At 41.2% G+C, this 14,896-nt stretch carries 10 protein-coding genes; 3 read left to right on the top strand and 7 right to left on the bottom strand.

Annotated elements, in window-relative coordinates; genetic code table 11:
• Positions 1-73: 73 nt before the first annotated feature.
• Positions 74-3,034: a M4 family metallopeptidase gene (locus tag AC6JAD_RS04970; RefSeq protein WP_461302242.1), complete on the top strand. Its 2,961-nt coding sequence runs from the start codon at positions 74-76 to the stop codon at positions 3,032-3,034.
• Between the two features lie 80 nt (positions 3,035-3,114).
• Here the strand turns inward: AC6JAD_RS04970 and AC6JAD_RS04965 are convergent, their stop codons facing one another.
• Entirely contained in the window at positions 3,115-3,342 is a 228-nt protein-coding gene (locus tag AC6JAD_RS04965; RefSeq protein WP_461302243.1) for a hypothetical protein, read from the bottom strand.
• Between the two features lie 697 nt (positions 3,343-4,039).
• On the opposite strand from AC6JAD_RS04965, the gene AC6JAD_RS04960 reads away from it, so the two are divergent.
• Positions 4,040-4,750 carry a T9SS type A sorting domain-containing protein gene (locus AC6JAD_RS04960; protein ID WP_461302244.1) on the top strand — a complete coding sequence of 237 codons (711 nt, stop codon included), beginning with the start codon at positions 4,040-4,042 and terminating at the stop codon, positions 4,748-4,750.
• Between the two features lie 717 nt (positions 4,751-5,467).
• Here the strand turns inward: AC6JAD_RS04960 and rpsU are convergent.
• Complete coding sequence (rpsU, locus tag AC6JAD_RS04955) at positions 5,468-5,665, bottom strand: 30S ribosomal protein S21 (protein ID WP_461302245.1); 198 nt, start codon at positions 5,663-5,665, stop codon at positions 5,468-5,470.
• Positions 5,666-5,874: 209 nt separating this feature from the next.
• Positions 5,875-6,069, bottom strand: coding sequence for a cold-shock protein (locus tag AC6JAD_RS04950; RefSeq protein ID WP_461302246.1), 195 nt, complete (start codon positions 6,067-6,069; stop codon positions 5,875-5,877).
• 628 nt (positions 6,070-6,697) lie between these two features.
• On the opposite strand from AC6JAD_RS04950, the gene AC6JAD_RS04945 reads away from it, so the two are divergent.
• Positions 6,698-7,072, top strand: coding sequence for a nuclear transport factor 2 family protein (locus tag AC6JAD_RS04945; RefSeq protein WP_461302247.1), 375 nt, complete (start codon positions 6,698-6,700; stop codon positions 7,070-7,072).
• 69 nt (positions 7,073-7,141) lie between these two features.
• Here AC6JAD_RS04945 and AC6JAD_RS04940 read toward each other — a convergent pair whose 3' ends face one another.
• The 4 genes from AC6JAD_RS04940 to AC6JAD_RS04925 form a co-directional block, all read right to left on the bottom strand.
• Positions 7,142-9,028, bottom strand: coding sequence for an OmpA family protein (locus tag AC6JAD_RS04940; RefSeq protein WP_461302248.1), 1,887 nt, complete (start codon positions 9,026-9,028; stop codon positions 7,142-7,144).
• A 20-nt stretch (positions 9,029-9,048) separates the two neighbouring features.
• On the bottom strand, positions 9,049-9,963 hold the full coding sequence (locus tag AC6JAD_RS04935; RefSeq protein WP_461302249.1) for a PorP/SprF family type IX secretion system membrane protein: 915 nt from the start codon (positions 9,961-9,963) through the stop codon (positions 9,049-9,051).
• Between the two features lie 38 nt (positions 9,964-10,001).
• Entirely contained in the window at positions 10,002-13,766 is a 3,765-nt protein-coding gene (locus AC6JAD_RS04930) for an NIDO-like domain-containing protein (protein ID WP_461302250.1), read from the bottom strand.
• Positions 13,767-13,889: 123 nt separating this feature from the next.
• Positions 13,890-14,849: an endonuclease/exonuclease/phosphatase family protein gene (locus tag AC6JAD_RS04925; RefSeq protein ID WP_461302251.1), complete on the bottom strand. Its 960-nt coding sequence runs from the start codon at positions 14,847-14,849 to the stop codon at positions 13,890-13,892.
• Between the last annotated feature and the right edge of the window lie 47 nt (positions 14,850-14,896).

Genomic DNA, 14,896 nt, shown 5'->3' with positions numbered 1-14,896 from the left:
ATTCAAAAAGTTTATTGATGTCCAATTATTGCACATTAACAACCCGTAACCATCTAACATAAACAATATGATTATGACTATTTATTTTAACAAACCGAACCCCGTATTACGAACCTACCTACTACTATTGCTCTGTCTTAGCGTAAGCTTCTATGGCTTCTCACAAGTAGACAACAAAACCAACACAGATCCGGCAAACAACCAAGAACCAGGACTCGAAAAAATGGTTTACATAACCGTTCCTGCAGAAAGATCGCAAGGAAAATTATCCTCGGATGTCATCCTAAACGAGTTAAAATTATCCAATGACTATAGCTTTGTGCGTTCTGCCAAAAGCTCGTATCAAGATAAATTGGGATACACCATTGTAGAAATGAACCAATTCTATAAAGGGGTTAAAGTGGAAATCGCCCACATGAAAGCCCATTTTAAGAATGGCCGAGTGGCAAAAATAAACGGTTCCTACCTTCGGATGGAAGCCATCTCTACCCGCCCGGCAATAGCGCCCGAAAGTGCCTTGTCCAAAGCCGTGTCGCAACTCGGCATAGACACACCTATGTGGATGTACCCAGAGGGAGCCGCCTTGGCCAATTACGAAAAGCCCACTGGGGAATTGGTAATCCTTACCGATTTCGAAGACTATACCGTAAACAGATTGGCATGGAAATTCGATGTTTTTGCTGCTGGACAGCCTATTCGCGACATTGTATACATGGATGCCCGCACCAATGAACTCCTGTACAGAAACCCCATTATTAAACATGCCAACGGCTTTGGGCACGATGCCAAAAAAGCCAAGCCAATTGCCTATGTCCCTAGAGAGGATGTAGCAAAGCGTATTGATAAAGCCTATGAATACACTCCCATGCTCGCAGCAGGTGATGCCGATACCAAGTACAGTGGTAATAACCGACAGGTAGAGACGCTGACCATTAACGGTACCTATAGTTTGGTTTCCCTACCTAATGGTGTTACCGTACGTACTTACGATGCCAATAATGCACCCGCAAATTCCACCTCCGGAATTACAGACATTACCGACCCCAACAATGACAACGATTGGGAAGCTTCCGAATTTCCTGGAAAAGCCCAAGGGGAGCTGGATGCCCATTGGGGAGCGGAAGAAGTATACGATTATTGGGATGCGGTACATGGCGTAAACAGCTTCGATAATGCCGGGGCTTCCATTTTTAGCTTTGTACACGTACAAACTAATTACAACAATGCCTTTTGGAACGGAGCGTGGATGAGCTACGGAGATGGTTCCTGCGATACTTCTGAAGGATGCAACGGATTCGATATCCTTACCTCCATGGACGTTTGCGCCCATGAAATAGGGCATGCAGTAATGAACAATACAGCAAATTTGACCTATCAGCGGGAATCGGGTGGACTTAATGAAGGCTTCGCCGACATCTGGGGAGCGGCCATAGAATTTAGATCCAAAGGAAATGGTAACAATGCCGACCCTAATGACGAGGTTTGGCTTATTGGTGACGAAATAGATAGAAGAAGTGGTAGCGTCGCGCTTAGATCCATGTCTAACCCCAACGAAAGATTTCAACCAGACACCTATCGCGGAACCTATTGGGAAGCAGCGACGGTTGCCGAAGGATGTATCACCCCTAATGGGAATCCTTCCAGTCCGGACTATAACGATTACTGTGGGGTGCATACCAACAGTGGGGTGCTCAACTACTGGTTCTACCTCATTGTTGAAGGAGGCAGTGGTACCAACGATAATGGTGATGTGTACAACGTGTCCGGTATAGGTATGGCAAATGCAGAACTCATTGCCGATCGCATGCAACGTGTAAACATAACCAATGTAGATGCCACTTATGCCGATGCCAGGATAGCTGGAATACAATCGGCGCAAGACTTATATGGTGTAGATTCCCAACAGGAAATCACAGTAACCAATGCTTTTTATGCTGTTGGGGTGGGAGATGCCTACAGCGGGGGAAGCTCCGATACGGAAGCGCCTTCTATGCCCAACGGACTCACCTCCTCTAACATTACCAATGCCAGTTTCGATGTTTCATGGAATGCATCTACCGACAATGTTGGGGTAACCGGCTACGAGGTATTTTTGGATGGTGCCAGCCAAGGGAATACGGCTACTACGAGCTATAGCTTTTCAGGACTTAGCGCCAGCACTACCTATGCGGTAACCGTTGCTGCGTATGATGCAGCTGGGAATTCCTCCAATGAGAGCAGTGCTCTTAATGTCACTACGCTCTCCAATGGTGGTAGCGGTTGTACCACGAATACCGTGAATTCTGAAGATTTTGAAGGCGGATTCTCTTCCAGTATTTGGAACGACGGCGGATCTGATGCGCGAATTAGCATCAACGACCAGGGATTTGCAAATTCTGGGGTATTATGTGTGCGCTTGAGACGTAATTCGGGCACTTCGAACATTAGTACCGACAATCTGGATTTGTCCTCCTTCGAAGAGATTACGGTTAATTTCAGTTATATCACTGCCAACCTAGAAAATGGCGAAGGCTTTAACTTTCAGGTTTCTACCAACGGTGGCGCCTCTTATACGGAGGAACAGTCTTGGACCCGTGGCACCGACTTTTCCTTTAACAATTCTAGGGAAAGTGGATCGGTAACCCTTACGGGGACATTTAGCAGCAACACACGCCTAAGGTTTCAAAATGATGGCAACAGGGCCAACGAAAGAACGTACCTGGATGATATCGTGATCACGGGTTGCTCCAACGGATTCTCCACTGTGATCGCTACGACCAAGGTTGCAAACAGTCCAAATACCAACCTGGGTAGTATCCCATCATTGCTGGATGAGGTGAAGGTATATCCAAATCCTGCGGACCAGCGACTAAACATTGGAAACCTTCCGGCCAACAGCCGGGTGGTATTGACCAATATATCGGGCCAAATGATCATGGATGCGGGGAATTCGACCCAATTGGATGTATCAGCATTGCAAAGTGGTGTCTATTTCCTACATATTGCTCATGAAGCGGAAGGAAAAACAAGAATTATAAAAGTGGTTAAAGAATAAAAGCCCTACGAGCGCCTTTCCCAAACGGGTGCTCGCAAAAAAGAAAGAGAGTGGGAGCAACTTACTAATAAGTACTATCTTTATACAAGAACCGCAACCCCCAGTAGGAGGTTGTGGTTCTTGTTTTTTTCCTGCCTGCCGGCAGGCAGGTTTGGTTCTTTCTTTTGCCAAAAGAAATAAGCAAAAATATAGGTCAAACAGCTTGAAAGATGCTGATTAGGACCTCTGAGACCTTCTAAACCATCTCCAAGCCCATCCATACCATCTAGAAGGTGGTTTTTATAACCAACATAGGTGCTTTTTTGCACCTTAAAGCTGCTAACGACTATCTATAAGATCAAAAGAATAATCCCCCGCTAGCGCCTGTCTCCAGACGGGTGCTTTCGTAGGAGTGAGCAAAACCAGAAAATTTTAAATAAAACACTATCTTTATACAACTACCACAACCCCCTGGAAGGGTTGTGTTTTTTGTTTTTCCCTGCCTGCGGGTAGGCAGGCTTGGTTCTTTACATGTGGGTAAATTGTATATCTTGGAATTCGTGAATCTCAGCTTTCAAGCTTCGATTTCTTTTTCAGGAAAAAGAAATAACTTTTATTCAGTCGGAAAGCCGTACTTTATCGAAGGAAGGTGAACACCCGACAGAGTCGGGCGCCAGCAGGGGGAGCTTACTGCGTAAATTAAAACAAAAATGCTATTAGGATCTATAACAAACGATCCTACTACAAAATTGAAATAAGGCAATGTAAATACTTATATAACATTGTTGAACAAGACATCGGTTTGTGAAGAGGGGAATCACTAGAGGTCTTGGGTTCAAGAAATTTGAATCTGCCGGTAGGACGTTATCTGGAATCGCAATGGTTCGCATGATTAGCAAAAAACAATTAGTTTCTAATAGGAAATCAATATTTATATCATTCTACTCATTGGCTCGTTAGAAAACCATGATTACTTATTATCTTAGAATCAAGTTTATAGATGCGACAGATACAAAAATAATTACTATGAAAAAATTATTCCTTTCCATACTAACACTAATAGCTGCATTACAAGCGCAAGCGCAAGACCCGGACCCTAGAATATTTAAAACCTGGTATATTACAGAGTACGTTGAAGAAAACATTTCTTATTTCCCTTTGGAAGGATATCCCATTGAAATTTTTGAAGAAGGAAGCGGAAGTTGTGCATATAATTTTTATTTACCTAATCCTTGGGTATTAAGTGATGCCTGTATAGGATCTATTACTAACACATATTTTACAATTCAATACTTAGGCGTATTGGATACTCCTTCTCTATGTCTAGACGGGCCCGCTGAGTGCTATGATTTTTTTGAGCTATACTATCCTTTCTATGAAAATGCTCACATAACAGGTGACCCTCTATCCTATGTTATACAAGATAATCCTGATAATACCCAAAGCTTGGTTGTCACTAACTTGCAAGGTGATCAAGCCATTTACAACAATACCTATTTATCCCTAAATGAATTTTCTATAAGCAATACAATAATTTTCCCTAATCCGGTGAATAACTTTTTAAACTTGGAGTCTCAATATAATATTGAAAAAGTCAATATTTTTTCCTTACAAGGCCAACTACTAAAGCAATCCTTCAATACTCGTATTGATGTTTCCGGTTTATCTCCGGGACTTTATCTTATAAATCTATTTGTTAATGGACAGATTATTACTAAAAAGTTTGTAAAGTCTTAATCAAAGGTTCTGTCGCATCTGTGAGAAAAAGGTCAATTTTAACCAGAAAACAATCAAAATAAAACCGCAAACTATTGATTTTCAGCATCAATTTATTTTTAAAACTAGAGTAGTTTAGGATAATAATAACAAACGGGACAGAACCGTGGAATTGCTCTTTATTCTATTCATTATATAGTAATAACCATAATATGTTTATTAGCTAAGAATAGAAAAGATAATGCAATAACCATAATTCTATCTTTTTTCTTGTTAGAATTGATTTTGTATCTGTTATCAGGGGGCTCATTAATATTGTCAATATTCAGTAATGGTAATATTATTATGCCCCTAGTATATCATACTATACCATTACTTACAATAGGATTTAGACATTTGATAAAAAGGAAAAGTGGAAATATTTAGGGTAGTGTCCTAGATTAGGGCATAGCCTAGGAATTATTTTTAATTGCCTAGAAACCAGCAGTTATAAATGATGGACTGGCACTGGTTTCACCAGTTCTTTCAAAAGCGATATGACCCCTTAACAAATGGGAATAGACTCAAATTTTGAGCCTAGTCACTATCCCTCTGGGACAGAAAAAAATTGAAGATACTATTGCCGGCTTCTTGTCAAAAGAAAGCGCTACACGGTTGAGATGGTTCTTATAAATGGAAAGAGTAACGGTTATCGTACTTAATTCGATAACGATACGACACCGTCGTTCAGTTTAAAGATCAGTCCTTGCTGTTTTCTTCCAAAAACCTATTTCTGTAAATGGCTTTTTTCTTTAATTCCCTTAGGCGAACAGATTTTTTCTTGTATTCGCTACGTTCGCGTATTTCCTGCATTTGTTTAACGTTCCTGTGTTTTCTCTTGTATCGTTTCAGGGCTTTTTCGATACTTTCTCCGTCGCGAAGTATTATTTTAAGCATATGGCTGGTTTTATTCTAACTGTTTTTAAATTGGGTTTTCAATATTTTCTCGAATGTCAAATCACTTTTCCCCTGTCTGTTTCGTACTTCCCACATAAGGTAGTAGCAAATCGATAGACTATTCATTGATTGAAATAGCTACCATTCGAGAAGGCAAGGGGTTTAAAAAAAGCCCTAACCTACAATTAGACCAGGGCTTTCGGAGGTCATTAATTAATCAATGATACTCTTACAGCATTCAACCCTTTTTGGCCTTGCTCTGTTTCGAATTGCACCTTGTCGTCTTCACGAATTTCATCTATGAGACCCGTTTGGTGTACGAAGATATCTTGATTAGAATCTTCTGGCGTAATAAATCCAAATCCTTTGGAGTTGTTAAAAAACTTTACTGTTCCTTTTTTCATGGTATTAAAATTATTGTTACTAAATCTTTTCTTTATTAATGTGATTATTTTCATTGTTGTATTATTTAAAAATATGGCAGTTACTTCAGCCATTTTAAAAGCAACATTTCCGCAAAGGGACCTTTCTTGGGTGTGGTGCTTTTATGATTTGTTTATATCCCAGCTTGGATACTAGCCATTCGAATTGAATGGAAGGTGTTTAAATGATAATGAAGAAAGAAATACTGATTTAAAAAAAGAAGGGACTAATTAAAAAGAAGATAGTGCTTGCTTGGTTATCCTTAAAGGGTACTAGAATATAAGTGTTATTTGATACTGTACTGTTTTAAAAAGAAAGCAAGGATAAGTAAAGAAATGGTTCTAGACCGAACGCAGCTGTCTTGTAATGAGGCACGAAGGTATTGCTAATAATGACAGCAACGCACAATTAAATGTTAAATCTTTTTTGTGCTCAATGCTTTCGGCAATTGTTTTTAGCAAATTCCTGGCCGTTATGAGGAGCGTTAGAAGGAATTCCCAAGCACGTTTCAGATTACTTTAAATCACCAATTTTGGAGAGGCAAAGAAGACTGAATTCAAAGGAAATAGTAAGGAAGATATATATGGTTTTATCCTGTATTTTTGTACCATGGAACTACATAATATAACCTCGTCTTATTTAGAAGCACTCCGCAAGGGGGACTTGACCGCTGTCATAGACCTTTTTTCGGATGAAGGAATAGTTATTTCGCCCATCTATGGAACCATGCTTGCTACGGAGTTTTATGAACGTCTGTTTAAAGACACCCAGGAATCGACGCTTACATTAAAAGGAATCTTTCAGGACATAGATCAGTCATACCAGTTTTCTATCTATTTTAAGTACCAATGGACCTTGGCCGATGGCAATAAGGTGTCTTTTGATGTGGTCGATGTTATAAAACTAAATAATGAAAATAAAATAACCGAACTCACCATTATTTACGATACCAGCGAAAGCAGACCGGCGGTAGCAGGATTATAATCATAAAAAACCCTCTTAGGTTTAAAGAGGGTTTCCATGGTCATTTGGTTAGTTGTGGGGATAAAAAGTTTAGCGTTCCACAATTATAAATTCAGAACGTCTGTTGGTTTGATGATCTTCTTCCGAACAATTAGCACCGCATGCAACAGCGGGTTTGTCCAAACCGAATCCTTGACCACTAATTCGTGAAGCATCTACACCTTGTGAAATTACATATTGAACGGTAGACTGTGCCCTACTGTCGGATAATTTTCGGTTGTAGTCCGCATTACCCCTAGTATCTGTATGGCTTTCTACCTTAATTATCATGTTTGGGTATTTTTTCATGATGCCCACAAGTTTGTCCAATTCGAAAGCGGCTTGCGGCTTAATGTTATGCTTGTTGTAATCGAATAATATAGGATTCAATACAATCTTATCGTCTACAATAATGGCCTCAATCGGGCGAAGTTTTATGGTTTTGGATACAGATCCATTGCCACTGGCTTCTACTGCCACGGCATTACTTTCAAATCCAGACATTACTGCCTGTACAATATGTTCCTTTGCACATTCGGCCAGTAAATTTCCATGACCATCTTCGGCAGTGGTTTTAGAACTCAAGCGGTTCTCCTGATCGTCATAAAGATCTAATCTAGCTCCAAAAATTGGCTCATCTGTGTATTCGTTTATCACCATAATGTCCATATCCACATCGCAAGGAGGTTCTACTGCGGTGATTCTATAGATATCATGGTTTCCTTGGCCACCATCCCTGTTAGAGGACATGAAGCCGGTTTCTGTTGCAGGGTCGAAAGTAAATGCAATATCATCTGCTTCACTATTGGCCCCTTTTCCTAAATTGATAGGAGACCCAAAAGAACTGCCTTTTCCTTCGGCAATAAAGCCATCCAATCTTCCCAAACCTTGGTGTCCATCGCTAGAGAAATATAGATTTCCATTCGAGTCCACATATGGGAACACTTCATTCCCTTCCGTATTTATATGGTCGCCCAAGCGCTCTGGGGTTCCTATTTCACCACTACTTCCAATAGAAACCTTGTACAGGTCGAATTTGCCCTTACCACCGGGCATGTCGCTGGAGAAATATAAGGTAGATCCGTCCGCACTTAAGGCTGGATGCTGATTGGAGTATTCGGTACTATTGAAGGGGATAGAAAAAACACCTTTCCAGTTACCGTCCACCAACTCCGTGTAGTATAGATTAATCTGATTTATTCCTTCTTCGCTTTTCTGGAATTTACCATCTAAATAATCATTTCTGTCAAAATACATACGTTGACCATCCTTGGTAATGGCGACAATCCCTTCATGGTATTTGGTATTTACATCGCCTTCCAATAATTCAGCATTTTTAATGGTATTACCTACAGTCTTTGCTTTGTACACATCTAGGAATGGTTGTTCGTCCCAGTGGTATTTTTTCCGGGCTTCATTTCGGGCAGAAGAGAAGTAAAAGTCCTTCCCAATTAGAATCCCTCCAAATTCTGACGATTCAGTATTTAAGTCTTCTAGGTTCTTCGCTTCATAACGGGCAAAGGCCTCCATGATTTGGGGTACATAATTAGGATTCTTCATGAATTCGATAGCCCGGGAATCGTTGGGGGACATTTCTGAAAATTGCTTCATCCAGGTATTGTACTCACTAAACTTACCATTGGCTTTCAATGTCTGTGCGTAGTTGTAAATAACCTCAGGTTTTGCTTTTCTTCCCCTGGCAACCCGTTTGTAATATGTCTCTGCCTTTTTGGTGTCGTTTATAAAATAGTAGCTATTGCCCAAGCGTTCGAAGACATAACGACTTCCCTTTCCTTTTTTCAAAAGCTTTTGGTAAGCTGCTGCTGCATCGGTATACGCCAAACGATCGTATAGTTGATCGGCTTTTTTGGTATCCTTATTTTGGGCATATCCTATGGAAACTGCCATGATAAGAATGAGTGTGATTATATTTTTCATCGGAATGATCATATTAACAATTAGAAATAAAGGGGTGAACGAAGTGATTTTTTCTTGAAGATCAAGTCAAAAGTGAGAATGACCTCATGAGAGGCATTCGCAACAGCGTCTAAATCACTTACTACATGGTCATAAGCATATCCAATTCTTAGGTTTGGTGTTGCCTGAAATCCAACCAAGCCACTAAATGAATCGTCCAAACGATAGGAAGCTCCAATTTCGAATTTTTCATAGAACAATGCATTTAGGTTTCCATCGTAGGACAGTGGTGCATCGAATGCCGATTTTACCATGATTGAAGGTTTCAGTTTTACATTATCCGAAACCTGGAATACATATCCAGCAGTGGCGAAGTAATGATTGGTTTCAGAACCTACTTTCAATCCATTCTCATCAATATGCACGGAGTTTAATAAGTTGGGTACGGAAAGCCCCAAGTAAAAGTTTTCTCCATAGAAGAAAGCTCCTGCTCCCACATTGGGATACACATTGTTAATATCCTGACTAAAGAAAGGATCGTCCGGATCTTGAAGTTCCAATCCCGTAAGACCTACATCGTGAAAAGTAGCTCCTGCCTTAAGTCCCAATGCCAATTTGAGGGCGTCGGACACTTGAAGGGTATAGGAGAAATCTACAAATACATTGGTTTCTTTTACGGGACCCAGCTCATCTTTAATGGCCGAAAGCCCTAATCCAATATTATCGTCTATTGGTGAGTGCCCAGAGAACGTAATGGTTTCGGGAGCTCCATCCAGACCTGACCATTGCTTTCGGTAAAGCGCAGTAAGGGATAAATTCTCCTTAATACCAGCATATGCTGGATTAATTACATTCATGTTGTACATGTACTGGGTATACTGGGGATCTTGCTGGGCATTCATGTCATGCAGAAAGAACACTGCCAATAAGAAGGGTACTATATATATTTTTTTCATTGTATACATGTTGACTATTATTTTTCGGTTAGCAGTTATTAGCGTTCTTTATTTAGGTAAATCCATCCTGAAGCTTGAGGGCCATATACTGGATCCTCGTTCAGGAAGTCGATAACATAGAAATAAGTTCCTGTGGGTAGCTCATTTCCGTTTTTATCTTGCCCAACCCATTCTTTAATGTAGTTGGACTTTTCGAACACCAAAGTTCCTAACCTATTGAAGATTTGAAGATTCGTTATCCCTCCGGTTCTGTCGGAAAGGAATTCTAAATCCAATTCATCATTTAGTCCAGGAGATCCATTTGGAGAGATCCCTTGTGAAATTACGCAATTTCCGACATCGTACAAAGTAACCGCAACTTCATTCTCACCGGTGCATTCCCCTTTGGTGGCAATTACAGAATAAATCTGTGTTCCCATGGTTCCGGAAGGGATGGTGAATAGTAAAGTGCTGGCCGTTTCTCCGGTAAGTATGTCACCATTTAAGTACCACTGGTACGTTGCTTCGGCATCACTAGCCGCAGCAGTCAGGGTTCTTTCCTCTTCAGGACAGGTCCTAAAGTCTGGTGTTACATCTATCGTAAGAGGGTCGCTAATAAATATATCGATACTGTCGGTTACCACACAGGGTCCCACAGTTATTTCCAATGTATATGTGCCGGTCGCGTCTACCGTAATAGAAGAAGTAGTTTCTCCTGTGCTCCAGTTATAAAGAATGTCATCCGTATCTGCAGTAATACTTGGGATGATATCGAATATTCCTCCATCACACAAAACTTCGTCTGGACCTAAGTCCAAAATTGGACTTTCGGTAACATTTATGGTAGATGCATGTGTTTCTGAAGTACAAGGAGGGGAAGTAACCACCGCTGTATATGTTCCTGCAGAAGAAGGAGTATAGGTGGCCTCTGTAGACACTACAGTGCCATTACCATTGGTCCATTCATAAGTCACTAAGGACAGATCCACATCTGGATTCTGAGGGGTTGCATCCAATGTTGGGAAAGCATCCGTGCTACATAGGTCATACGAAGGGGTTAAGGTGATGTCTAGGTCTACAATGAGATCAAGCATCAAATCAAAATCTACGATGCTGAAACAAAGTATCTCATCTACATCCGAAACCCTCACGTAAATGGTCTCGGGGTTTGCTACATTGGAATAGGCGTCTGGAGTTGCAATTGCATTAATTCCAACTTCTGCCTCCAATTGATCGGTATGAAATGATATTGTGAATAGGGAAGGGTCTTGACCATCTAGCACGGCATCGATTACCGAGGTTAAATCGAAAACGGCGCTTCCTGGGTCTTCCTCACACAAGGTGATGTCATCCGGTTCTACGAGGACAGGAGGCGTACTCTCCAATGTAAGTGTAATATCATCTATGGCAAGATCGTTTCCACATCCTCCCGGAGCATTATTAATGAGCACCAATTGAATGTCCGTGTTGGTACCAGTGTTAAAATTGATAAAGAATTCTTGCCAATTAGGTTCGGGTCCATTGGGGATATCGCCTGTATTCGTCTCGGCAATAAGATTGCCCCCTGGATCTTCTATTCTGAAGATGACGTTGGATGGTATGCTACTTCCACCGCAAATGCCAGTATCGGTATCATAAACTGTAGTGATCCAAGCACTAAAGGCGTAATCATTATCGGCATCTAAGGAAATGGTTCTTCTATAGAATTCGCCCACGGCAAAATCCGCATTTACAAAAAGGGCATATCCTGAAGCATCTCCGGGCGTATGGTCTTCCATATTTTCGTGCCATCCAAAATTAAGATCGGTTGACGTACTAGAGAGCGTGTATTGCCCGTCTTCAACTTGCGAAGTATCGTTACAAATATAAGTGGTGGTAGCCGTTCCCAAATCACAGTCCCTATTAAGGCCAGTACCAAAGTTTTCCTCGAAATCGATAACAGAACACACGGGATCTATAGTACAATCCGGACTCACTAAGAAGGTAATCGAAAGATTGTCGGATTGGGTACAATTACCCACAGTCACTTCTAATCCGTAGGTGTCAGTTGTACTTACGGTAATTGTTGGAGTGGTTTCACCTGTACTCCACAAGAAAGTGGCTCCTGTGGTATCGCCATCAAGTTCTGGAACAATTTCGAAAGATGCCGTATCACAAAAAGCGCGATCTTCCCCTAATTCCATAGTGAAGTTGGCGTCCGATGGTGTTATGGTTATGTCGTCTGTCGCTACTTGGGTCCCTGTTGGGGACTCATACGTTAATATAGCTGTATAGGTAGTTACCTCGGTCGGGCATACTTCCACTTCCAAAGTATTGGCAATGGTGGTACCCGTTTCATCTTGCCACTCAAAAGTGGCTGTTGTAGATGGATTGCCATTGGGCACAAAGCGCCAGCTTTCATTCTGAGCTTCCCACACACCCGTGTTTCTTGTTGGGGGAACACTAAACTGTGAAACATCTGTTCCCATTAGTCCAACCACTGCTAAGCCGTCATTCCAATCTGGACAGGAGGGTTTATCAATAAGGTTAACGTCAATAACATTTAGGGATTCGTAGAGAAGGATTTGCTGGGAGGTAAAAAAAGTATCCTGGCAAGCACCTCCAAAATGGGGTACAGCATTGTAATTAAGTACAAAGATTCTATACGGTGCTTCTCCTGTTACAAAATAGTTTATCCTTGTCGGATCTGGGTTTACAGCAGGATTCAAATCATGGAATGCCCCATAAATAGTATTCAGCGGAAAACTATCATCTATTACTGGAATAAGATCTTCCGGGTCTATACTCCAAGCATTGAAATCGTCTGCAAGACTGAGATCAAAAGATATTTGACCGTTCGCCCCAACCACTATTTGTGTATAGTCATTAGTGAAAAAGTTAAAATTGAATCCGATATCGATAGCTTGGCTCCAAGTATCATCGATTACGAGGTTTGTAGGGGTTCCGCCATCTATAGGAGGGAGATCACATAGAGGGCCATTTATATTGTATGATGAGGTGTCGACCTCCGGAATGGCTATGACCGAAGCTTCTAATGTAATGCATTCACCTCCGCATTCAACGGCGGTATCATCGCCGGCGTCCAGTATACTACAACCTCCTTCTGTTAAGCAGAAAGCTGAAATACTTTCACTACTAATAGAGCAGTCCGGATCGTCATCATTATCTATGGTAATAATTACATCGGTAAGTTGGGCATAGGGGCCCATAGTTACCAGCCCAGTAGTTGAGACTGACTGTGACGGGCTTCCCTGATCATCAGAAACTGTTACTGATGAAGCCGTACCTAGATCGGAGATATTAACATCAATGTTAAAGTCCGTACTGGTGTCACAATCCTGTACGGCAGTAAAAGAAGCCACTGGATTGGTACAATTAAGGCAGGCGACATCAAAATCGATGGTTGTTTCCGAACCACTTACACAACTTACGGATCCATCTGAAGTTATCGTAAATGAAATCGTATCTCCAGAAGACACAAAAGTGAGTCCTGCAAGATTTCCGTTGTTCCCGTATGGGGTATCTTCATTAAGATTGGTCACGCCATCTGAATCTAAGACAACAAGTTCGTCGAAAGAGTTTTCCACAGTTCCTGCATTAAAAGTAAGTTCTAGCGGGAAGCCAGTGTCACTCTGAAACTCTAACACAATGGTGTTGTTGCTATCGTAGCAAAAAGTATCATTCAAAGGCCCACTGGCGCAAACCACAGTTGTTTGGGCCTGAAGGGTAAATGAAGATATAAATAATAAGGGGATGATGGTTAGAATAGAAAGCCAATGCCTCCTATAGTTGCCGTGTCGGCAACTGGGTAGAAGTGTATTCATTTTTTGGTTTGGTTTTAGGTCTTGCTAAAATATGGAAATTTGAAGAGTCCTACCGCGATCAGGGCATTTTTAGACTAAAAGCAATAATTTTAAGACAAATAGCGGCAATAGTCAGCTTAAATGTTAATTTATCTTGAAAATGGTATACACAGGAAAATGATCACTATACCCTCCAAGATATTTCTTTCCTGCATACGTCCGGAACGGGAGTCCCTTATACTTGCCTTTATATTCCTTAATGTCCTCAGGATTGTAAATGGAAGCCTTGCGAAAGCGAAAAGGGTTTTCATGACCTTTCAGAAAGTTGTGCGATATGATGATCTGGTCGAACAGGTGCCAATTCTCCCGGTGCTTTAGGGTCCCTTCGTATTTGGTTAACAATACTTCCATCGGGTTGTATAAATCGCCAGTTACCAAGGTCTTCATGCTTTCACTATGGGGATCGTCGTTAAAGTCTCCCATAATAATGATACGCGCATCGGGGTTTTCCGTATAGATTTCTTCCACAATCTCTCGATTTCTTTTGGCGGCCTCAATTCGTTTATGTTGGGTTTCTTCAGTGCCCTTTCTCCTTGAGGGCCAATGGTTCACCAAAATATGGACTGTCTCACCTTCTAGCTCTCCTTTTACATATAGAATATCCCGGGTATAATCCCGCTGGCCGAATTCATTGGTAAGATACAGTGTGTATGTCCTGGAATCTATAACTTCGAACAATTCCTTTCGGTACAGCAAAGCGGTATCGATGCCACGTTCGTCCGAAGAATCGAAATGAACAAAATCATACCCCTTTTTCTTTAAAAATTTGGAATTGATAAGGTCCTCTAAAACCCTTGCATTTTCCATTTCAGCCAAACCCATCAGAGCAGGAGGGTATCCAATATCTTCGAAACCGATATCGGAGATAACACGCCCCATTTTTTTCAATTTTTTCTGATACCTTTTTTCATTCCACTCCTTTTCCGATTCCGGGGTGAAATCATCATCAAGGGTTTCTGGGTCATCAACAGTGTCGAAAAGATTTTCCAGATTGTAAAAGCCAATAGTGTAGTGGTTCTTTTTTTTGGCTGTGCTTTCTTTCATGCAAGAATTTTGAACCGAAAATACAAAATTCGGGAACAAACACTTTC

Source organism: Aureisphaera sp. (assembly GCF_059726885.1).
Note: the sequence above shows the minus strand (reverse complement) of the source record. Positions and strands in the feature narration are given on the sequence as shown.

Excerpts from the sequence above, each read along its gene's own strand:
- AC6JAD_RS04970 (WP_461302242.1), top strand. The coding sequence starts at position 74 with ATGACTATTTATTTTAACAAACCGAACCCCGTATTACGAACCTACCTA.
- AC6JAD_RS04960 (WP_461302244.1), top strand. The coding sequence starts at position 4,040 with ATGAAAAAATTATTCCTTTCCATACTAACACTAATAGCTGCATTACAA.
- rpsU (WP_461302245.1), bottom strand. The coding sequence starts at position 5,665 with ATGCTTAAAATAATACTTCGCGACGGAGAAAGTATCGAAAAAGCCCTG.
- AC6JAD_RS04950 (WP_461302246.1), bottom strand. The coding sequence starts at position 6,069 with ATGAAAAAAGGAACAGTAAAGTTTTTTAACAACTCCAAAGGATTTGGA.
- AC6JAD_RS04945 (WP_461302247.1), top strand. The coding sequence starts at position 6,698 with ATGGAACTACATAATATAACCTCGTCTTATTTAGAAGCACTCCGCAAG.
- AC6JAD_RS04940 (WP_461302248.1), bottom strand. The coding sequence starts at position 9,028 with ATGAAAAATATAATCACACTCATTCTTATCATGGCAGTTTCCATAGGA.
- AC6JAD_RS04935 (WP_461302249.1), bottom strand. The coding sequence starts at position 9,963 with ATGAAAAAAATATATATAGTACCCTTCTTATTGGCAGTGTTCTTTCTG.
- AC6JAD_RS04930 (WP_461302250.1), bottom strand. The coding sequence starts at position 13,766 with ATGAATACACTTCTACCCAGTTGCCGACACGGCAACTATAGGAGGCAT.
- AC6JAD_RS04925 (WP_461302251.1), bottom strand. The coding sequence starts at position 14,849 with ATGAAAGAAAGCACAGCCAAAAAAAAGAACCACTACACTATTGGCTTT.